Raw genomic sequence first — 20,548 nt, 5'->3', positions numbered from 1 at the left:
CTACGCTCCGCCGGTGTCCGGGACAGCGCCCGATCGCCCCCTTGACCTGCGCGGACAGCTCGCGGCCGTCCCGGACAGCGGATTCCCCTTCTCCTGGCCCGCGTCCCGCACCAGGATCTGTGCTGTGCGGCGCGACCGGTCGTCCCTCAACCACGGGGGGTGAGGGACGACCGGCCCTGGCGGACGGTCAGTCGGAGGCGGACTCGATGCGGAACATCTGGTTGCGGGCCGTGGTGCAGCGCTGCGCGACGGCCTCCGTGCCCTCGACGGTGGCGGGCCGCGCGATGCCGACACAGCGGCCCGTCTCCGTTCGCAGCGCGTAGGTGTTCCGTCCCCGTACGGGTACGAGACGGAAGAGCTCGGCCCGGTCGCACGCGTCCCAGGGCTCCAGGAGGTCCTTGCCCGCTCCCGTGCCCAGGACCTTGAGGCAGCCGGTACCGAACTCGGGGTGGTGCCACTGGATGCGGTACCGGCCGCTGCCGGGCTCCGCGCGCAGTTCGGTCGTCTGGGGCCGGGTCCGGGTACAGGGGCGCTGCACGGCGACCTGGGAGTCGTAGCGACGGTCGCGGACCAGGCCGTCGGTCAGACACAGGCGTGGTGCGGAGAGGGGGCGCAGCCGCACCGCGCCGCGCGGCACGTCGGCCGCGGCGCTCGCGGCTCCCGCCCCGGCGTCGTCGGCGGCCCTCCCGGTGGCGTCCGTGGCGGCGGCCGCGCCGGGATGCGGCTTCCCGCCGCCCGGCTCGTCACGGGTGCCGACCACCGCGGCCGCGGCGGCGAGCAGCACCGCGACCGCGAGCGGCACCAGCAGGCGAGTCCGTAGAAAGCGCCGTGCCGCCCGCCGACTGGGAGCGTCGACCGGTGCCGCGGCGGGATCGACGGAAGCGGAATCGGCAACGACGGAACCGGCGACGACGGAATCGGCAGCGGCGGAACCGACGGCGTCAGCACGGGCGTCGCGCTCGGCGAGTTGGTCGCGCAGCCGGAGCCAGTCCGTCAGCCGCCGCTCGTGGCCGCAGGCCCGGACGAATGCGGCCAGCAGCTCGGGGCGGGGAAGTCGCCTGCCGCTGAGCATGGAGGAGAGCGTGCTGCGGGGAAGGTAGTCACCCGCAGCGGCGGCAAGCTCTTCGAGCTGCCGCAGCGTGAGGCCCGATGCCTCCTTGAGGGCCCGCAGGCACGCCAGGAACTCGGAGACGTCCTGAGCGTGCCGTAACCCGGTCTTCTCCTGGGAATCCATGCCGTACCCCTACCAGACGGGTGGCTGCCTGACCACTGGTTCTCTGCCGGCTCCCCGCGCTCCCACGGCAGGACAGGGCGGGTCCGCCGGCGTACGCCCGTCCCACTTTTACGATCTTCAACAGCCGGGAACCGGCCGCTCGGTCACCCGTCCCCCGTGCAATTGGGCGAAGTACGGCGGCCGGGATGCCGGGAACCGTGGCCGCGCGCGTTCGAAGATTCGCGACGCGTAGGCTGGAGCCATGGCTGACCCGAAACAATCCGAGCTCGACGCCCTGTACGAGGACGCGAACGCGGGCGTGATGGAAGCACGGCAGCGCGTGCGCGACGCGGCCGCCGGAAAGGACAGTGCCAGGCTCGACACCGCGCTGGACGAACTGGAGGCGGCGCTGGCCCATCGCGAGGCGGCGCGGCTGAGGACTCGGGAAGACGCCTGGATTCTGACCGCGCTGGGTGCGGCGAACGCGATCGACCCGGAGTTCCACGGCGGCGACCCGACGCAGGCGTCCGACGCCGACGACGACACTCCGCTCGCCAGCTGAACGCCGCTCCCCGGCTCTCGTCGGCCGTCGGCCGACGAGTCAGCGTCCCCGGGGCGCGTACATGATGACGGCCATCCCGGCGAGGCAGATCAGCGCGCCGGCGATGTCGAAGCGGTCCGGCCGGTAGCCGTCGGCGAGCACGCCCCAGAGGATCGATCCCGCGACGAAGATCCCGCCGTACGCGGCCAGGACCCGCCCGAAGTTGTCGTCGGTCTGCCAGGTCGCCACCACTCCGTACAGGCCGAGCGCGACCACACCCGCACCGGTCCACAGCAGGCCCCGTTGTTCCCGGAGCCCCTGCCACACCAGCCAGGCTCCGCCGATCTCGAAGAGGGCGGCGACGGCGAACAGGGCGAGGGAGCGGGCGACGAGCACGGCGGGGTCTTTCCGGGAGGCGGCGGAGTGAGCTTCCAGGATGCCTGTGTTCAGCGCGCGGCGACGACGTCGCCGGTCAGTGGGACGGCCGGAGCCCGGGTGTTGGAGACGAGCGTGAGACGGGGGCCGTCGGGACCCTGGCGCCACTGGCCTCCGGCAAGGGGCACCAGGGCGATGTTGGGGGTGGGTCCCTGCGTCCAGTCGAGCGGGCCCACGACCGTGTCGGTGCGTGTCTTGGCGAGGGCCTGGGCGACGGCCGCGCGGTCGGTGGGGTCCAAGGCGGTGGCCAGCGCGTGGTGCGCGACCTCGAACAGCGCGTGGGCCAGGCCGAGGGGCTGGAGCCACAGCTGTCCGGTCTCCTCGCGGTAGGCGCGGGCCAGTTCTGCGCAGCCGGTGCCGTCGAGGCTGGAGCGGTAGGGGTGCTCCGGGCTCCAGTAGACCATGGTGGCCACGCTCGCCCCGGCCAACTCCCGGTGCACGTCCGGGGAGCGTGTGGTGTGGGTGGGCGGATAGGTCAGCCAGCGCGAGCAGGTGATCAGCCGGGGAACCGGTCCCGTGGTGCGTGCCTGCCGGAGGAACAGGGCGAGATCGGCCGCGGTGGCGGCGCTGGTGAGGATGTCGGCGCCGTGGTCGCGCAGGCGGGCGAGGTGGGAGTCGAACCCGGTTGCCGGCTCGGGGTAGCCGCCGGGGTCGACCAGGGTGTGTCCGCGTGCGGCTGCCACCGGGGTGAAGCCGAACCGCTCGTGACGCAGCAGCCGTCCTTGGAGACCGTCGTTCCACAGGCAGCCGACGGTGTGCCGGGGCCCGAGCTGTTCCCACATGTCGGCGAAGACGGTGGCGATGTCGTCCAGCCCCCAGGCGAAGTGGTAGGTCCACCGGAAGCTGCGCAGCGGGTCGCCGCCGCGTGCGCAGCCGTACGCCTGCCAGGGGAAGGTGGTCGATACGCACGGGACGCCCAGCTGTTCGCAGGTGTCGGCGGCGGCCGGCAGCACCTGGGTGCCCGCCATGGTGAGGACGATGTTCGCGCCCTCATCGTCGGCCAGTTCGTGTACGGCCAGGCGCGCGCCCTCGGGGTGTGAGCGGCTGTCCCGTACGGCGATCCGTACGTCATAGGTGCGGCCGCTGTTGTGCAGGCGCGTCAGCCGCCGCGCCAGCGTGCGTACGGCGAATGACAGAGGCTCGCCCAGCGGAGCGAGCCTTCCGGTCTGCGGAGCCACCACCCCGACGCACACCCGCGTTGCCGCCCCGGCCATCGTCATCACCGCTTCCGTGCCGCGTCGTCGATCCTGTGGTCCGGCGTCGGCCCAGTACGCCGGGCCCGAACGGAACAACGCGCCACAGTTCGCCAAGTGCGGCCTCTATGGGGTGAATCTCGGCAAACCGCACCATCGGTGCGTATTGCGCAGCACCTGCCCGGTGTGCGGCATGTGTGGTGAGGCGGCCCCGGCGGGGACATACTTCCTGGTCCGACGAGTGTGCGGAGAATCCGCGGGGGAACGGGGGACGGCCATGGTCGCCTGGCTGGTTTTCGGAGTGCTGCTTGTGCTGGTCATCGCGTGCATCACCCACTGGACGTCCAAGCCGTCCAGCCGCAATGCCCGTTCCTTGGGGCGGGGAGCGGGTTACGGCTACACGGGGCAGGCGTGGACGGCCGGTGACGGCATGGATCACGAGAGCGGAGGCGGCGAGGGCGGAGGCGGCGACAGCGGCGGAGGCGGCGCCTCATGCGGAGGCGGCGGCGGGGCCTCGTGCGGGGGCGGCGGAGGCGGCGGGTTCTGACCCCTGGGCGTCCGGCCGCGAGGCGGCGCGGCCGCGATCGGGACGAGCGCGGGGCCGCCGACGCAGTGAGCGGCCCCGGACGGTCACGACGAGCGGCGCCGGATCAGCTCCGTGGGCAGGACCAGGCGCGGCTGGTCCTGCGTACCGTTCCCGGCGTGGGTCCTGGCCCGCCCCGGAGCGTCGCCGTGGGCGCGTGCCATCAGGTCGAGCAGCATCCGGACCATGGCGCGACCCATCTCCTCGATCGGCTGCCGTACGGTCGTCAGCGGCGGGTCCATGTGCCGGGCGACGGCCGAGTCGTCGAAGCCGACGAGTGCCACGTCCTCGGGCACGTCCCGTCCGGTTTCGCGCAGCGCCAGCCTGGCGCCCGCCGCCATCACGTCCGAGGCGCAGAAGACCGCGTCGACCTCGGGGTCCCTGCGCAGCAGTTCGAGCATGCCGCGGTGACCACCTTCCTCGGTGAAGTCTCCCTCCACAACCAGGTGTTCGTCCGCCGGGGCTGTCGACCGGCCGGCGGCGCGGAGCGCCTCGTGGTAACCCTCCAGACGGCAGCGGGCCACATACATGTCCAGGGGTCCGGTGACGGTGGCGACCTTCCGGCGGCCGCGTCCGATCAGGTGCTCGACGGCCAGCTGGGCACCGAGCAGGTTGTCGGAGTCGACGTAGGGCAGGTGCTCGGCGTGTGAGCGGCGGCCGCTGAGGACCGCCGGCATGCCGACGTCGCGGAGCAGGTCGGGCAGTGGGTCGTCGCCGTGTACGGAAACCAGCAGCACACCGTCGACGCGGTGTGCCGCGGCGTACTGGGCGAAGCGTTCGCGTCCGCGCTCGTCGCGGATGAGGGTCAGCAGGAGCTGCATGTCCGTGTCGCCGAGTTCGGTGCTGACGCCGCGCAGGATCTCGGAGAAGTAGGGCTCGGCGAACAGCCGGTTCTCCTGTTCGGGGACGACGAGTGCGATGGCGTCCATGCTTCCGGCCGCCAGGGCCCGCGCGGCACGGTTGGGGACGTAGCCCAGCTCGGCGACGGCTGCCTGGACCGCGGCCCGGGTGCGTTCGCTGACCCGCGGCGAGCCGTTGATCACCCGGGAGGCCGTGCCCCGGCCGACGCCCGCACGCGCGGCGACCTGCTCCAGGGTCGGTCCGGACTTACCGGCGCCTTCCGCGCGGGCTGCTGGCATGGACGCGTCCTCCTTGCTCCAGTGCCCTGGCGGGCGCTCTTCCTGCCGCCCTGTCGGGCGCTTGGTTCTCCTGCCCTGGTGGGGCGGTTGCTCGTCGCCCTGGTGGGCGCGTCCGGGGCGGCCGGTGTGGTGTGTCGGGCCCATTGAACTACATCCCGGGCCGCCCGGTACCGGGAGCGCTCCCTTGACATAGACCTTGACGGGAGCGGCTGCCTCGCGCATGCTGCAACGCATCGTTGGGAGCGCTCCCACACTGACGTGCACCGGGGCGGCTCCCTGCTCTTCGCGGGTCCGGGAGGGACGGCACAGCCATGCGTACGACCAGAAAGAGAACGATGCGGCACCCACTGAGCAGCCGACCCGTCGCCTACGGTCTCGTGGCCGTGCTGGGGGCGGGTTTACTGGCCGGGTGCGCCGAGGACGGCGGCGGCTCGGAAAGCGGTGACGGCAAGAAGACCATCTCCGTCGGAGTGTTCGGCGTCTTCGGCTACAAGCAGGCCGGCCTCTACGACGAGTACGAGAAGCTCCACCCCGGCATCCGGATCAAGGAGAACTCCACAGAGCGCAACGAGGACTACTACCCGGCCCTGCTCAACCACCTGACCGCCAACAGCGGGCTCAGCGACATCCAGGCCGTCGAGGTCGACAACATCAACGAGATCGCCGGCCGGCACGCGGACAAGCTCGTCGACTTCACGAAGGTCGACGGGGTGGACAAGTCCGACTGGCTCGACTGGAAGTGGAACCAGGCCAAGTCCGAAAAGGGCCAGGTCGTCGGGCTGGGCACGGACATCGGCCCGATGGGCGTGTGCTACCGCAAGGACCTGTTCGAGAAGGCCGGGCTGCCCACCGACCGGGAAGAGGTCGGCAAGCTGTGGCAGGGCGACTGGGGGAAGTACGTCCAGGCCGGTGAGAAGTACATGAAGTCGGCGCCCAAGGGCACCGCGTTCATGGACGGTGCCGCCGGTCTCTACAACGGCGCCGTCTCCAGCTACCCGGTCAAGTACTACAACGCCGACGGCAAGCTGATCTACAAGAAGAGCAAGGGCGTCCGGGAGTCCTGGGACCTGGCCATGCGTGCCGTCAAGGGCAAGATGACCGGCAAGCTCAAGCAGTTCGACAAGGAGTGGGACCAGGCGTACGCCAACGGCGACTTCGCCACCGTCGTCTGCCCGCCCTGGATGCTCGGATACATCAAGGAGAAGGCCGGCGACAAGGGCGCGGGCAAGTGGGACGTGGCCGCGGCGCCCAAGCCCGCCAACTGGGGCGGCTCGTTCCTGACCGTGCCCAAGGGCGGCAAGAACGAGAAGGAGGCCGTCAAGCTCGCCAAGTGGCTGACCGCGCCCGAGCAGCAGGCCAAGCTGTTCAAGAAGCAGGCCAGCTTCCCCAGCTCCAAGACGGCCTACGCGCTGCCCGAGGTGAAGGACGCCGAGCACGCGTACTTCAGCAACGCACCCATCGGGAAGATCTTCTCCGGTGCCGCCGAGGGCATCCCGACCACCCCGCTCGGCCCCAAGGACCAGGTCATCAAGACGACCATCTCCGACATCGGCATCCTCCAGGTGGAACAGCAGGGCAAGAAGCCCGAGGAGGGCTGGAACGCCGCGGTGAAGAAGATCGATGACGTCGTCGAGGACTGAGCCGCTCCCCCGCGTCCAGAAGGACGGGCTCGCCGCTGGGGCGGACGGCGACCGCGAGCGCTCCCCGGAGCGCCGCGGCCGCCGGCGCCACCGGTGGGACGCCCGGTGGAGCCCCTACGCCTTCATCGCACCGTTCTTCGTCTTCTTCGCCGCCTTCGGCCTCTTCCCGCTGCTGTACACGGGCTGGGCCTCGCTGCACCGGGTCTCGCTGCACGATCCCTCGCACATGGAGTGGGTCGGGATGCGCAACTTCTCCCGGCTGCTGGAGGACGATTTCTTCTGGAACGCGCTGCAGAACACCTTCACCATCGGCGTGCTCTCGACGGTGCCGCAACTGCTGATGGCCCTGGGCCTGGCACACCTGCTCAACTACAAGCTGCGCGGGTCGACGTTCTTCCGCGTCGCCATGCTCACTCCGTACGCCACCTCGGTCGCCGCGGCGACGCTGGTGTTCACGATGCTCTACGGCCGCGACTACGGGATGATCAACTGGGGCCTTGGGCTGGTCGGCATCGACCACATCGACTGGGAGAACGGCACCTGGACTTCGCAACTGGCCGTCTCCTCCATCGTCATCTGGCGGTGGACCGGCTACAACGCGCTGATCTACCTCGCCGCCATGCAGGCCGTGCCCGACGACCTGTACGAGTCGGCGGCGCTGGACGGAGCCAACCGGTGGCAGCAGTTCCTGCACGTCACCATCCCCTCGCTGCGGCCGACGATCCTGTTCACCGTGGTCGCCTCCACCATCGGCGCGACGCAACTCTTCGGTGAGCCGCTGCTGTTCGGCGGCTCCCAGACCGGTGGCGGCTCGCACCAGTACCAGACGCTGGGCCTGTACCTGTACGAGCAGGGCTGGTTCGACTTCCAGCTCGGCCGGGCCTCCGCCATCGCCTGGACGATGTTCCTGATCCTCATCGTGGTCGGCCTGCTCAACTGGCTGATCGCCAAACGACTCAACAAGACCCACTGAAGGGGGCGGGACATGCTGCCGACCACGGCCCAGCGCCGCACCCGTACGGCCGCCACACCGGCTGTCGGAACGAGCACCACCACAGCGGCCGGCCCTCCGGCGGGCCCACCTCCCCGCAAGGCCGGCCGGAGGGCTGGCAGTGCCGGAAAACACCTGCACGCGGGGCGGATCACCTACGGCATCCTGCTGCTGTTCACGGCCGGTTCGCTCTTTCCGCTGCTCTGGACCGCCATCGCCGCCTCCCGGGACAACCAGCGGCTGGCCGAGACACCGCCGCCGTTCTGGTTCGGCGGCAACCTGCTGACCAATATGACCACCGCGTGGCAGGACGCGAACATGGGCAAGGCGCTGCTCAACACGACGTTCGTGGCGGGCGCCATCGCGCTGAGCACCGTCCTGTTCGCCACGCTCGCCGGGTACGCCTTCGCCAAGCTCCGCTTCCGCGCGAAGAACGCCCTGCTGCTGATGGTGATCGGCACGATGATGGTGCCTCCGCAGCTCAGCGTCGTACCGCTGTTCATGGCGATAGCCGAGCTGGAGTGGACCAATCAGCTCCAGGCGGTCATCCTGCCGATGATGGTCAACGCCTTCGGCGTGTTCTTCATGCGGCAGTACCTGGTCAACGCGCTGCCGACCGAGCTGATCGAGGCCGCGCGCGTCGACGGCGCGCACAGCCTGCGCATCGTCTGGCACGTCGTCTTCCCCGTCGCCCGGCCCGCGATGGCCGTGCTGGGGATGCTGACGTTCGTGCTGGCCTGGAACGAGTTCTTCTGGCCGATCATCGCGCTCACCCAGGACAACCCCACCGTCCAGGTGGCGCTGACCGGGCTCGGCCAGGGCTACGTCCCCGACGAGTCCGTCATCATGGCGGGCGCTCTGCTGGGGACCCTGCCGCTGCTGGTCGCCTTCGCCCTGTTCGGCAAGCAGATAGTCGGCGGCGTCATGCAGGGGGCCGTCAAGGGCTGACCCGATCCCGGACGGCACCGGAGCCGTGGGACCCGGTGCCGCACCGGCCGGAGCCGTGAGGGAGGCCGTGTGGGGCGGCTTTCCTCACGGCTCCACCCCCGGCTCTCCGCCCGGCTCCCCTCCCCTACCCTCCCCTCCCCTCCCGCACCTCCGCACCATGACGAACCAGGGCACCACTGTGCCCGCACAAAACTATGGGAGCGCTCCTATGACATCCGTGCAGGCTGATACCGCGGTGGACACCACCGCGCCCCTCCGCTTCCCCGCCGGCTTCCTGTGGGGCGCTTCCACCGCCGCCTACCAGATCGAAGGCGCGGTGCGGGAGGACGGACGCACCCCGTCCATCTGGGACACCTTCTCCCACACCCCGGGCAAGGTGGCCGGCGGCGACACCGGAGACGTGGCCTGCGAGCACTACCGCCGCTACCGGGACGACGTCGCGCTGATGGCCGAACTGGGCCTGGGCGCCTACCGCTTCTCCGTCTCCTGGTCGCGCGTCCAGCCGACCGGACGCGGCCCCGCCTCGCAGCGGGGGCTCGACTTCTACCGGGCGCTGACCGACGAGCTGCTCGCCGCCGGCATCACGCCTGCTGTGACCCTCTACCACTGGGATCTGCCCCAGGAGCTGGAGGACGCCGGAGGCTGGCCGGCGCGGGAGACCGCGTACCGCTTCGCGGAGTACGCGCAGCTCGTCGCCGAGGCGCTCGGTGACCGCGTCGAGTTGTGGACGACCCTCAACGAGCCGTGGTGCAGCGCCTTTCTGGGCTACGGCTCCGGTGTGCACGCGCCCGGCCGTACCGACCCCGTCGCGGCGCTGCGTGCCGCGCACCACCTCAACCTCGGCCACGGCCTGGCCGTACAGGCACTGCGCACGGCCCTTCCGGAGGGCGCCCGGATCTGCGTGAGCCTCAACCCGGCCGCCGTACGGCCCCGTACCGGGTCCCCGGCCGACCGGGACGCGGCCCGGCGCATCGACGCCCTGGCCAACCGGGTCTTCACCGGCCCCATGCTGCACGGCAGGTACGACGAGGACCTGCTGGCGGACACCACCCACCTCACCGACTGGGCCTTCGTCCAGGACGGCGACGCGGCACTCGCCGGTCAGCCGCTCGACGGGATCGGGGTGAACTACTACACGCCCAGCGTGGTCTCCGCCGTACCGGAGGGCACCGTGCCCGAGCGCAACGACGGACACGGCGGCGGCGAGCACTCGCCCTGGCCGGGCGCCGACCGGGTCGCCTTCCACCAGCCGCCGGGCAACCGGACGGCCATGGGCTGGAGCATCGACCCCAGCGGCCTGACCGAACTGCTCCTGCGCTTCCACCGCGAGGCCCCCGCGACGCCGCTGTACGTGACCGAGAACGGCGCCTCCTACCCCGACGCACCCGACGCCGACGGCCGGTTCCACGATCCCCAGCGCATCGACTACGTCCACCGCCATCTGCGGGCCGTGCACCGCGCCATCCAGCAGGGCGTCGATGTACGGGGCTACTTCATGTGGTCGCTGATGGACAACTTCGAATGGGCCTGGGGGTACGACAAGCGCTTCGGACTGGTGCACGTCGACTACGAGACCCAGCGCCGCACCCCCAAGTCCAGCGCCCACTGGTACTCCCGCATCGCCCGCACGGGAGAGCTGCCCCCGGAGTGAGCCAGGGGGCGGGGATCACGGCTCCCCGTCGTAGACCAGCAGCCCGTCCTCGCGCAGCCGGGCGCCGGGGGTGGGCGGATGCTCGGTGAGGCGGCCGTCGTGAGCGAGGTGCAGCACAGGCCGCCCCCTGGCCAGCACCGCGAAGTCGGCGATCAGCCGCCGGTGGCAGCGCCACCACACCGACTCGCCGCACATTACGGCTGTGCGCTGCTGTGCGGCGTCGCGCAGCAGCTCGTCCATGGCGGCGAGGAACTCGGGGCTGCGGGTGTGGCCCGCGTAGCCGCGGAAGGAGGCGTTGCGCCAGAAGGTGTCGGGTGCGTCGGGCACGGCCCGGCGGAAGCCGCCCAGCCGCCGCTCCCACCGGTAGCCGACGCCCTCGGCCGGCAGCCACTCGCGCAGCGCCTCCCGGTGCACGTCGGGGTTGCGCCGGCTGCCGGGCGCGGTGCGTACGTCCACCACCGACCGCACCCCGGCGCCGTGCAGCAGCCGGGCGAGCTCTTCCCGCCCGGCGGTGCCGTGGCCCAGGGTCAGCAGCGGCTGGACGCTCTCCACCCGCCCAGGATGACACCGCCCAGGCTGCTCGGCCGGGCGGCGCCCCTCACAGGCCGCACCGGTCGGCGCCCCTCACAGGCCGTGCCGGGCGTTGCCGGTCACCAGCTCGCTGACCCGCGCCTCGGTCGCTGCGGAGAAGGGGGCGCGGTCGCGGTGTGCGGCGACAGCGCGGCGGGTCTCCTCGGCGATGAGGTCGGCGTTGATCTGCGCCGCAGCCCCGGCTCCGGCGGCCGCGGCGCCGCCCACCTGCGCCGAGAGCTCGGTGACGTTGCCCGCTACCCACAGCCCGGGCACGTCGGTGCGGCCGGTCGCGTCGGCCGGGAGGTGCTCGCCGATCCCCGACGGGTGCGGCACCGGCCGCAGCCCGAGCGGTGCCAGGAACGCGGCACGCGCCACCAGTCGCGACGCGACGGCCACCACCTGGCGGCCGACGACGGTGCCGTCCGCCAGCCGTACCCCTGCCAGGCGGTCCGCGACGATCTCCAGGCCCGACACCTCGCCCTCCACCACCGGGATGCCGCGGGCGGCCAGCTGCTCCGCCTCCTGACCCGCGGGCGACGGCAGGGTGTGGGTGAAGAGCGTGACGTCGGCGCTCCACTGGCGGAACAGCAGCGCCTGGTGCACCGCCATCGGTCCGCAGGCCAGCACGCCGATGGCCCGGTCCCTGACCTCCCAGCCGTGGCAGTACGGGCAGTGCACCACGTCGCGGCCCCAGCGCTCGCGCAGGCCCGGCACCTGGGGCAGCTCGTCCACGAGTCCGGTGGCCACCAGCAGGCGGCGGGCCTCGACTGTCCGGCCGTCGGCCAGGGTCACCACGAATCCGGGGACCTCGCCGGGCGGCGCGGACGCGGACGCCTGCCGGGTCACGGACTCGACCTGGCCGGAGACGAGGTGGCCGCCGTAGCCGCCGACCTCGGCGCGGCCGCGTTCCAGGAGTTCGGCCGGGGGGACCCCGTCGTGTCCCAGGAGCCCGTGCACGCCCTCGGCCGGGGCGTTGCGCGGGGTACCGGCGTCGATCACCGCCACCGAACGCCGGGCCCGGGCCAGCATCAGCGCCCCGCTCAGTCCTGCGGCGCCGCCGCCGATCACCACCACGTCGTAGCCGTCTGCCTGCTGCTGTGTCATCTCGACCACCTCCGCCACCGACCTTGCGACCACCGTGGGTCAAGCGGCAAATTCCGTTGCCGGTCTGGCAAACTGGAGACATGGACGACGATCTGGACCAGGCACTCGACGCGGTCGGCCCCCGGCTCCGCGCGCTGCGGCGACAGCGCGAGACCACGCTGGCCGAGCTGTCGGCGACCACCGGCATCTCGGTGAGCACGCTCTCCCGGCTGGAGTCCGGCGCCCGGCGCCCGACCCTCGAACTGCTGCTGCCGCTGGCCATGGCACACGGGGTCACGCTCGACGAACTCGTCGACGCGCCGCCCACCGGTGACCCGCGCATCCATCTGCGTCCGGTCTCCGCACACGGGATGACCCTGCTGCCGCTGACCCGCCGGGCCGGTGGCATCCAGGCGTACAAGCTCGTCATCCCGGCCGACACCGCCGACAAGGAGCCCGAGCTGAAGACCCACGACGGCTACGACTGGGTGTACGTCCTCAACGGGCGGCTGCGGCTGGTGCTGGGCGAGCACGATCTGCAGCTCGGTCCGGGGGAGGCGGCCGAGTTCGACACCCGGGTGCCGCACTGGTTCGGCGCCGCCACCGCGGAGCCGGTCGAGATCCTCAGCCTGTTCGGCAGACAGGGCGAACGCGCCCATCTCCGCGCCCGCCCCAGCTCGGCGGGCACAGCGAATTCGGTGGGCGCGGCCGGTCCGGCAGGCACGACGGCCTCGGCGGACCAGGACTGAGCGCGGGCCGAGCTGCGCGGGTGGTCAGCTCGGCTGCGCGGGTGGTCAGCTCGCGGGGTTGTGTGCGAGCACTGCTTCGATGAGGCCCGGCTCCCCCTGCGGGAAGTCCATGGGAACGATGCCCAGCCCCGTACGCCCGGCCATCTCGGACCCGTTGAGGAAGTCCTTCACCTGGGGGTTGAGCCGGTCCGCGTTCCACTCCGGCGGGAGTCCCGCCGCGGTGCTCACGAAGTTGATGTAGAAGGGGCCGGGGTGCGCCGCGGCCTCGCGGAACTGCTCCGTGATCCTGCGGTACTTGGCGAACGGCTCGGCCTGGTAGTCGTCCTGGACATCGAAGATGGCGGAATCGGCCCAGCGCACCCCGGGCAGCCCGCCGTTGTCGGCGAGCAGCACGACCTTGCCGCGCGCCTCGCCCAGCGTCGGAAGGGTGTCGGCGAGCCGGAAGAGGGAGCGCCAGCCCTTCTGGTCGAGGTACACATCGAAGATCCGGCGGAACTCCTCGTCGCTGACCGTCGAATACTCCTGCTTGACGCGCATCAGCACCGTCTCGCCGGGGTGCGCGGCGAGGAAGTCACGGCAGGCGATCAGCACATCCCCGAACATCAGCTGCTGGAAGAAGGCGCCGTGATGGATGGCGAACACCCCGTCGATGGCCCGGCAGCGGACGTCCAGGAACCGGATTCCGGCCGCCAGTTGGTCGGCGATCGACGTGTCCTGGCACTCGACCCAGGCGCCGCCGTGCCGCGCACCCGAGTCGTGGGTGCCGGGTATGGTCAGCGAGCGCAGCGCGGTCGACGCCGCCAGCGGCTTCATCCAGTCCTGCGGCGCCTGGCGGGTACGGGCGCGGGTCGCGCTCCGTGCGGTGGCGACACCGCTGCCGCCCGCGTACGCCAGCACCCCTGCCGCCGGCAGTACGGCCGCGCCTCTCAGGAATCCCCGCCTGTCCATGTCCGAACTCCCCCCATGTGCCCTGGCCGATGTCGGTGGACATCCTGGTTCACGCCGTGACGCGGGGGAAGGGTGCGTCGGGCGGGGTGACCGTTCGACCGCACGCCTGTGACGGGGCCACGACATCTGCCGCCCACCACGCCGCCCCGGGTGGGCGACGGGGCGCCTGAGTGGCCGTCAGCTGTCCCCGCCGTACGATCGGCGGGAAGGAAGCGCGCGGGGAGGCGGGAGAGGGCGGAGCGACACCATGGATGCGCAGCAGGAGGCGGAGCCCGGCGCCGGTACCGTGGCCTTCCGGTCACCCACCGGACGCTGGGTGCTCCTGGCGACCGTCCTGGGATCGGCCATGGGCTTCCTCGACGCGACTGTCGTCAATGTGGCGCTGCCGGTGATCGGGCGGGACGTCGGCGCCGGGGTGTCCGAGCTGCAGTGGGTGCTCGACGGCTATCTGCTCACGCTCGCCGCGCTCATCCTGCTGGGCGGCTCGCTGGCTGACCGCTACGGGCGCAGGCGGGTCTTCACCCTCGGTGTCGTCTGCTTCACTCTCCCCTCCGTCCTGTGCGCCGTGGCACCGACCGCGGAAGTCCTCATCCTCGCCAGAGCCCTTCAGGGCATCGGGGCCGCGCTGCTCACCCCGGGGAGCCTGGCCATCATCCAGGCGACCTACCGCCCCGCCGACCGGCCCGCGGCCATCGGCGCCTGGTCGGCACTCACCGGGGTGGCCTCGGCGCTCGGTCCGATCGTCGGCGGCTATCTCATCGACGCCTTCTCCTGGAGGTGGATCTTCCTCATCAACGTGCCGATCGGCGTCTTCGTCGTCGCGGCCACCGCCCGCCGGGTCCCGGAGAGCAGCGACCCGGCCGCCACCGGCCGACTGGACCTACGGGGTGCCGGGCTGGCCACCGTGGGGCTGGCCGGAGTCACCTACGCGCTGATCGAGGGGCCGCGCGGCGAGTCCCCCGGCTGGCTGACCGTGACCGCGCTCGTCGTCGGCATCGCCGCGCTCGCGGGCTTCGCCCGGACGGAGAGCCGTGCGGCCCACCCGATGCTGCCTCCGGGCGTCTTCACGGCCCGTCAGTTCCTCAGCGCCAACGCCGTCACCTTCGTGGTGTACGCGGCGCTGGGCGGCGTCTTCTTCCTGCTCGTCGTCTTCCTGCAGACCTCACTGGGCTACAGCCCGCTGGAAGCCGGGGCCGCCTCGCTGCCGGTGACGCTGCTGATGCTGGCCCTCTCCTCGCGGGCCGGGACGCTGGCCCAGCGGATCGGACCGCGTGTTCCGCTGACGGTCGGGCCGCTGCTGCTGGCCGCGGGCATGCTGCTGATGCTGCGTATCCCGGTGGGCGAGAGCGGTGCGGGTGGCTACGCCGCCTCCGTGCTGCCCGCTGTCCTCGTCTTCGGGCTCGGCCTGGCCACCACCGTCGCGCCGGTCACCGCGACGGCCCTTGCCGCGGCACCTTCCGAGCACTCCGGCGTGGCCTCAGGCGTCAACAACGCCGTCTCCCGCGTGGCCCAGCTCGCGGCCGTCGCCGCCCTTCCGGTACTCGCCGGGATCAGCGGCGGCGACTTCCAGGACCCCCGCGCCTTCGCCGACGGCTTCCGTGCCGCCATGCTCATCACCGCGGGGCTCGCGGTGGCCGGAGCGGTTCTCGCCTTCGCGACGATCCGCAGCGATGTGCTGGCGCCCGCGCCGGAACCGGTGACGGAGCCGGGTTCCCCGTACGAGTGCCCTATGGCGGGCGCCCCTTTGCGGCCCGCGCCCCCTCACGAGTCGCACAGCGGCGCCCCCTCATCGGAACAGGAACCGCAGGACGAGCCCTAGTCGAGGTTGTCGTCGTCCCAGTCGACGGCGGGCTGGAGGACGGGCCAGGTCGTACGGCCCATGCCGTGCGGGCACGTCCAGGTCGCGACGCCGTTCAGCTCGGCGGCGACGGCGGGGTGGCCGTGGCCGGGACAGGGAGGGCCCGCCACGCCGCCGGTCTCCTCCAGCACCGCGTCCTGGAACCGGTCGGCCAGCAGCACCACCGCGTCGGTCTCGTTCGTCCCCGCGTCCAGTTCCACGGAGACGGCCGAGCCGTCGGCGAAGCTCAGCGTGGCCTCGATACGGGCCCGTCCCGGCCCGGCCATGGCCTCTTCGGCTCCGTCGGCCGGGAGCGCGCCGCCCTCCTCGTCCCAGACCAGTTCGAGGGAGGATTCGAAGGCGGATGCCACGCCCGCGCCCCCGCCCCTGTCCTCCGGAGCCTCCACGTTCCCGTCGCCGGGGCGTTCGCTCACGGCGAGTGTGGCTCCGGACGGTGCTCCCACCTGCCGGAGGACCGATTCCGCCCAGCGGCGGACGAGTTCGCGCGTCGCCTGCCGACCCGTCTGCCGCCCGCTCATCGCCACTTCTTCCCGCATGCGTCGCTGGTCCAGGGCACGGTACCGATGCCGGTCCGGCCGCCGCGTGCCACCGGGGCGACGGCCACCGTGAGGTATCTCCGCGTCGACATCCCTGGTTCTCCCTCGGGGCGCTGTGGTCGGTCGTCACCGTGGGCGGCCGCGACGACCGTGATCGTACAGCCGCGGCAGCGCTGAGCCGCCGTCACACACCGTGCCCCGCCGGGGTGTCGTCCTCCGGCCGCCGGTGCCCCGTACAACCGAACGAGCCACACCCGGGCGACCCGCGGGTGCCGCGCGTGCCGGTGCGGCGCGCGTAAGTTCGTCGTCGCGGAACCGTCTCGGACAGCGATGGGGTCGATGGGGGCCGGATGCGCGTTTCTGCGTACGTCATCGTGCCGGCGAGCGTGCTCGTCGTAGTGGCCGCGCTGCTGGGGTCGGTCCCGCTCTCGCACGCCCGCGACGGAAGCACGGCCGGGTCACGGACCGCGCCAGTGGGCGAGGCCGCGGGCGGGCCGGTGACCGCGCCGGGGGTCAGCCGGGGATTCGACCAGCCCGCACGGGGCTTCGCGCCGGCCGACACCGTGCTGCTGCGCAGGACACCCCGCGAAGTCGGGCTGAATCCCGCACCCATCGACGCCTTCCTCCGCCGGCTCGCGGACTGGACCGACCCGGCGCGCGGTGCCGGGTATCTCTTTCCCGGGGCCACCGCGCTGCTGGCGCACGACGGTGCCGTCGTGGCCCGGCGGGCGAGCGGTGACGCCGTACGCTACGCACGCCCGGGGGTCGAGCTGCCCCCGGGTGAGCGCGTACCGGCCCGCCCCGACACCATCTACGACCTGGCGTCGCTCTCGAAGCTGTTCACCACCCTCGTCGCCATGCAGCAGGTCGAGGCCGGGCGGCTGCGCCTGGACGCGCCGGTCGCCCGCTATCTCCCCGCGTTCGCCGCCGACGGGAAGGGCGCCATCACCGTCGAGCAACTCCTCACCCACACCTCGGGACTGCCCGCCAACCCCCCGACCCCGCTGTGGGAGGTGAGCGGCGGACTGTCCGCGCGGAAACAGGTGATCCTCCGCGCCCGGCCCTTCGCCCGGCCGGGCACCCGCTACCGTTACTCCGACCTCAACATGCTCATCATGCAGTTGCTGCTGGAGAAGGTGACCGGCGACCGTCTCGACACCCTCGTTCAGGAAGGCATCACCGAGCCGCTGCGGATGCGCGACACGGCGTACAACCCGCCCGCCGCCTGGCGCCCCCGCATCGCCGCGACCGCGTACGCGCCACGCCCCGGGACTGGCGTGCTGCGCGGCTCGGTGCACGACGACAACGCCTGGGCCATGGGCGGCGTCGCCGGTCACGCCGGGCTCTTCTCCACCGTCGACGATCTGGCGGTACTCGCGCAGACCCTGCTCAACGGCGGTACGTACCGGGGCCGGCGGATTCTCGGCCCGCACTCCGTCGAGCTGCTTGGGCGCAACTACACCGCCCGCTTCCCCGGGAACGAGCACGGACTCGGCTTCGAACTCGACCAGGCCTGGTACATGGGCGGGCTCTCGTCCCCGCAGACACTCGGGCACACCGGGTTCACCGGAACCTCGCTGGTGATCGACCCGCAGTCGCGCTCGTTCGCGATCCTGCTGGCCAACCGGGTGCACCCCAAGGACGAGACGCCCTCCACCAACCCCGCGCGCCGCGCCGCGGGCCAGGCACTCGCCCGGTCCATCCCGGTGCGGGCGCCCGGCGGCGGGCGCTCGTGGTTCGACGGGCCGACGGACGGCGAAGGGAGCGAGGGCGAAACGGGCGGGCATGGCGGCACGCTGACGTCCGGGCAGCTCATAAGGGTCGCTCCGGGCCGCACCACCCGGCCGCGTGACAGGGCCGGGCGGCTCGGTACGCGCGGTCCGCTGCACATCCGCTACGACGCCTTCGTCGACACCGACGCGAGTGACCTGTTCGTGCTGGAGCGGAGCACCGACGGCGGCCACACCTGGCAGACAGTGCCCCAGACCGCGCGGTCGGGGTACCACCGCCGCACCTGGCAGCGGGTGCGGGCCACCTTGCCGGCCGGCCCGTATCCGCAGGGCCTGCGGCTGCGCTGGCGCTACGCCGGTACCGCGCTCTCCGGCGGCCGGGGCGTGAACCTCTCGGGTGTACTGGTGACGGAAGGGACACGGGTGCTGTTCAACAGCGACTGCCCCGACGCCCCGCTGACCGCGCGCGGCTGGCAGCCGTTGCCCCCGCCCTGGCCGCTGGCGACCGCGGCCGGACTCCCCTACGGCGGCGCCCCTTTCGGCTGCCGGTAGGCCATCGGCCCGCTCCCGGGCGGGCCCGCGGTCGGAGGGTGGTGGCTGCCCGCTCGCCGTTCGCGAGCTCTCCGGACGCTGCCGCACGCGTGCGGCAGCTCGCGCACACGGCCGACAGGGGCCCTGAGGGCCGCGGGCGGTGCGGGAGCCGCTGCGGTCAGGCGGCGGACGGCGACTGTCGTCCGGGGCCGAGCATCTCGTAGGCGGCCGCGGTCACCGCGCCGTAGACCAGGTGCGGCACCAGGTCCGACAGCCAGTCGGCCGGTCGCCAGGTACGCGGCTGTGAGACCTTCAGCAGCGCCATCGGCAGGTCGGAGCCCGCCATCGCCGCCAGGCCCGTGGCGAGCCCGGCCAGCGGCGGCGCCGGGCGCCATGGGAGCGCCCGGGAGGCGCCGTACAGCGCGCCGACGCCGACGCCGGTGAGGATGCCCAACAGCGCGCCCGTCGCCGAGGCGCGGTTCTCCCGCGCCTCGGCCTCGCCCGGTACGGGCACATGCGTGCGAGCGCTGAGCCGGTGGACGACGTCCTCGGGTGCGGAGCTGGCGCCCCGGCCGCGCACCGCCATGTCCAGGTACGTGACGGTGTTGAGTGCGGTCGTACCGGCCGCCCCGGCGACGATCCCAGCCCATGTCCGGCGCATCATGTGCCCGCCGTTCCCGGGACGACCGCGTTCTCAAACCTCGCACGCGCGCTTCCCGGTGCCCCACCGGGAGAGCTCGCGACGGGTGTCACTCGAAGGGCGTCATCGTGAGCTTCAGCTCCGTCGCTGCGCCGTCCTCGATGTACGAGGCGAAACCGGCCACGTCGTCGAAGGCGAAGCCGTACGCCTTTCCGTCCTCCGTCGCGGCGTGCATCGCCTTGGCGTAGTGGTGGGTGACCTCGCCCTGGTAGAAGGTGGCGGGGTCGGTGGTGGGCTGGGCGGCCGAGGAGAGCAGTGTGGTGCGGTTGAAGGCGGCGCCCAGGACGGCGGCCACCGGGCCGGTGGTCCCGTCGTTGGGTGCCGCCAGAGCGCCGTCGCAGAAGAGGACGTCCTTGGTGCTCGGCTTGGCGAAGGAGACCTCGGCCGGTCCGGTGAAGGCCAGCCTGCCGCCGCTGATGCGGCCGGTGAAGGTGCCCGCGTTGGTGGTGACCTTCAGGTCCTTGCTCCCGTAGGCGTCCCACACCTGGTCGATGTACGAAGCGAAGTAGTCGTCGGCGAACAGTCCGGAGCCGATGCCATGGCCGGGCGCGATGACGCGCTTGTCGTCGATGACGAGCTTGGAGAAGGCCTCGACCGAGCGGACGGAGTCGAATATCCGGCCGCGCGCCCCGGGCTTGAGCGTGCCGGTGGTCTGGCTCCTGTCGCCCTTCAGCTCGATGGACAGGGGGACGCTGAACATGTCGACCATGGTGGTGTTGCAGTACATCGCGCCGCCCTTGTACGTGAACTCCGCACAGTCGTGCACAACCGGGTAGTTGGGGTCCGACTTCACCCATCCGGCGGGATAGGCGAGGGCCGCGCCGTTGTCGGTCTCGACGGCCTTGAACTTCAGCTTCTCGCCGCAGGCGACATAGATACGGCCGGACATCTCGGGCAGCGAGATCGTGGTCTCGGTGCCGGTCAGCGGGATGGCGTAGTCGGTGAAGCCGTCCGGACCGTTGTCGGACATCTGGACCTGCTTCAGCGCGCCTTCCGGGGTGACACGGCACTGGTTCTTGCCGTCGTTGCCCACGATGTAGACGTGGACCGAGGTGTTGTCATAGGCGCCGCTGTTGTTGACGATCTTCAGCGCGAGCCCGGCGGTCTGCCCGCCGAAGAGGCTGCCCGCACTCGCCTGGTGGGTGACGAGCCCGGCAGCGGGGACGGCGACGGCTGCTGCTGCGGCTCCGCGGATCAGGGCGCGGCGGCTGACGGGACTCATCGGACGGTACCTCCGGAGACGGCGGAGACGGATGGGCGGACAGGGTTGACATCGTTGTCGGCGACGGCACGCGCGAGGAAGGAGCCGCCAGGGCAGGCGGCGGATGGCGCACCCGGGACACCGGATTCGGCCGGGCGGGGTTTTCGCGCAGGCGTGGTCAACGCAGTCATGACATGCGCTCCTCTGAGGTGGGGGGTGGGTGAGCGCTCTCACGTCACGGCACAGCACGGTGCCGAAGGTATGGACCTTCGTCAAGGGCTTCGCCGGAACCGGCCGCTCCGAAG

18 protein-coding genes are annotated in these 20,548 nt (G+C 72.1%); 8 read left to right on the top strand and 10 right to left on the bottom strand.

All coding sequences use genetic code 11. The annotated features are described in order from the left end of the window. Positions 1–187: 187 nt before the first annotated feature. Complete coding sequence (locus HC362_RS30990) at positions 188–1,234, bottom strand: helix-turn-helix domain-containing protein (RefSeq protein WP_243087571.1); 1,047 nt, start codon at positions 1,232–1,234, stop codon at positions 188–190. Positions 1,235–1,475: 241 nt separating this feature from the next. Between HC362_RS30990 and HC362_RS30985 the strand changes: the two genes are divergently transcribed. Next, positions 1,476–1,775: a hypothetical protein gene (locus tag HC362_RS30985; protein WP_243087569.1), complete on the top strand. Its 300-nt coding sequence runs from the start codon at positions 1,476–1,478 to the stop codon at positions 1,773–1,775. A 39-nt stretch (positions 1,776–1,814) separates the two neighbouring features. Here the strand turns inward: HC362_RS30985 and HC362_RS30980 are convergent, their stop codons facing one another. The 3 genes from HC362_RS30980 to HC362_RS30970 all read right to left on the bottom strand — a co-directional run bounded on the left by HC362_RS30980 (position 1,815) and on the right by HC362_RS30970 (position 5,104). Then, positions 1,815–2,150: a YnfA family protein gene (locus tag HC362_RS30980; RefSeq protein WP_243087567.1), complete on the bottom strand. Its 336-nt coding sequence runs from the start codon at positions 2,148–2,150 to the stop codon at positions 1,815–1,817. A gap of 50 nt (positions 2,151–2,200) precedes the next feature. After that, positions 2,201–3,409, bottom strand: coding sequence for an ABC transporter substrate-binding protein (locus HC362_RS30975; protein WP_243087565.1), 1,209 nt, complete (start codon positions 3,407–3,409; stop codon positions 2,201–2,203). A gap of 603 nt (positions 3,410–4,012) precedes the next feature. Beyond that, positions 4,013–5,104 carry a LacI family DNA-binding transcriptional regulator gene (locus HC362_RS30970; protein ID WP_243087563.1) on the bottom strand — a complete coding sequence of 364 codons (1,092 nt, stop codon included), beginning with the start codon at positions 5,102–5,104 and terminating at the stop codon, positions 4,013–4,015. 311 nt (positions 5,105–5,415) lie between these two features. On the opposite strand from HC362_RS30970, the gene HC362_RS30965 reads away from it, so the two are divergent. The 4 genes from HC362_RS30965 (at position 5,416) to HC362_RS30950 (ending at position 10,334) form a co-directional block, all read left to right on the top strand. Beyond that, a complete protein-coding gene (locus tag HC362_RS30965) occupies positions 5,416–6,744 on the top strand; it encodes an extracellular solute-binding protein (protein ID WP_243087561.1) in 1,329 nt (442 codons plus the stop codon). Further along, positions 6,725–7,717, top strand: a complete 993-nt coding sequence (locus HC362_RS30960; protein WP_243087560.1) for a sugar ABC transporter permease — start codon at positions 6,725–6,727, stop codon at positions 7,715–7,717. The genes HC362_RS30965 and HC362_RS30960 overlap by 20 nt, the downstream gene beginning before the upstream one ends. 12 nt (positions 7,718–7,729) lie before the next feature. Continuing rightward, entirely contained in the window at positions 7,730–8,683 is a 954-nt protein-coding gene (locus tag HC362_RS30955; RefSeq protein WP_243087558.1) for a carbohydrate ABC transporter permease, read from the top strand. Positions 8,684–8,891: 208 nt separating this feature from the next. Next, entirely contained in the window at positions 8,892–10,334 is a 1,443-nt protein-coding gene (locus tag HC362_RS30950; protein WP_243087556.1) for a GH1 family beta-glucosidase, read from the top strand. Positions 10,335–10,349: 15 nt separating this feature from the next. Here HC362_RS30950 and HC362_RS30945 read toward each other — a convergent pair whose 3' ends face one another. Beyond that, a complete protein-coding gene (locus HC362_RS30945; RefSeq protein ID WP_243087555.1) occupies positions 10,350–10,886 on the bottom strand; it encodes a DUF488 domain-containing protein in 537 nt (178 codons plus the stop codon). A gap of 72 nt (positions 10,887–10,958) precedes the next feature. After that, positions 10,959–12,011 carry an NAD(P)/FAD-dependent oxidoreductase gene (locus tag HC362_RS30940; RefSeq protein ID WP_243087554.1) on the bottom strand — a complete coding sequence of 351 codons (1,053 nt, stop codon included), beginning with the start codon at positions 12,009–12,011 and terminating at the stop codon, positions 10,959–10,961. Between the two features lie 80 nt (positions 12,012–12,091). Here HC362_RS30940 and HC362_RS30935 point away from each other — a divergent pair, with 80 nt between their 5' ends. Next, on the top strand, positions 12,092–12,739 hold the full coding sequence (locus HC362_RS30935) for an XRE family transcriptional regulator (RefSeq protein WP_243087544.1): 648 nt from the start codon (positions 12,092–12,094) through the stop codon (positions 12,737–12,739). A 45-nt stretch (positions 12,740–12,784) separates the two neighbouring features. Here the strand turns inward: HC362_RS30935 and HC362_RS30930 are convergent, their stop codons facing one another. Further along, positions 12,785–13,687 (bottom strand): phosphatidylinositol-specific phospholipase C, encoded by a 903-nt coding sequence (locus HC362_RS30930; RefSeq protein ID WP_243087543.1) that lies wholly within the window; start codon positions 13,685–13,687, stop codon positions 12,785–12,787. A gap of 247 nt (positions 13,688–13,934) precedes the next feature. On the opposite strand from HC362_RS30930, the gene HC362_RS30925 reads away from it, so the two are divergent. Beyond that, positions 13,935–15,506, top strand: a complete 1,572-nt coding sequence (locus tag HC362_RS30925; RefSeq protein ID WP_243087542.1) for a DHA2 family efflux MFS transporter permease subunit — start codon at positions 13,935–13,937, stop codon at positions 15,504–15,506. Here the strand turns inward: HC362_RS30925 and HC362_RS30920 are convergent. Next, a complete protein-coding gene (locus HC362_RS30920; RefSeq protein WP_243087541.1) occupies positions 15,503–16,063 on the bottom strand; it encodes a hypothetical protein in 561 nt (186 codons plus the stop codon). The genes HC362_RS30925 and HC362_RS30920 overlap by 4 nt on opposite strands. Before the next feature lie 368 nt (positions 16,064–16,431). Here HC362_RS30920 and HC362_RS30915 point away from each other — a divergent pair, with 368 nt between their 5' ends. Next, complete coding sequence (locus HC362_RS30915) at positions 16,432–18,363, top strand: serine hydrolase (RefSeq protein WP_243087540.1); 1,932 nt, start codon at positions 16,432–16,434, stop codon at positions 18,361–18,363. 157 nt (positions 18,364–18,520) lie between these two features. On the opposite strand, the gene HC362_RS30910 is transcribed toward HC362_RS30915, so the two are convergent. Both HC362_RS30910 and HC362_RS30905 read right to left on the bottom strand, forming a co-directional pair. Continuing rightward, positions 18,521–19,006 (bottom strand): hypothetical protein, encoded by a 486-nt coding sequence (locus tag HC362_RS30910; RefSeq protein ID WP_243087539.1) that lies wholly within the window; start codon positions 19,004–19,006, stop codon positions 18,521–18,523. 85 nt (positions 19,007–19,091) lie between these two features. Next, positions 19,092–20,264: a beta-1,3-glucanase family protein gene (locus HC362_RS30905; protein ID WP_243087538.1), complete on the bottom strand. Its 1,173-nt coding sequence runs from the start codon at positions 20,262–20,264 to the stop codon at positions 19,092–19,094. Positions 20,265–20,548 lie beyond the last annotated feature (284 nt).

This window comes from Streptomyces sp. 891-h (assembly GCF_022760275.1).
In the GTDB taxonomy this organism is placed as follows: Bacteria; Actinomycetota; Actinomycetes; order Streptomycetales; family Streptomycetaceae; genus Streptomyces; species Streptomyces spirodelae.
Note: the sequence above shows the minus strand (reverse complement) of the source record. Positions and strands in the feature narration are given on the sequence as shown.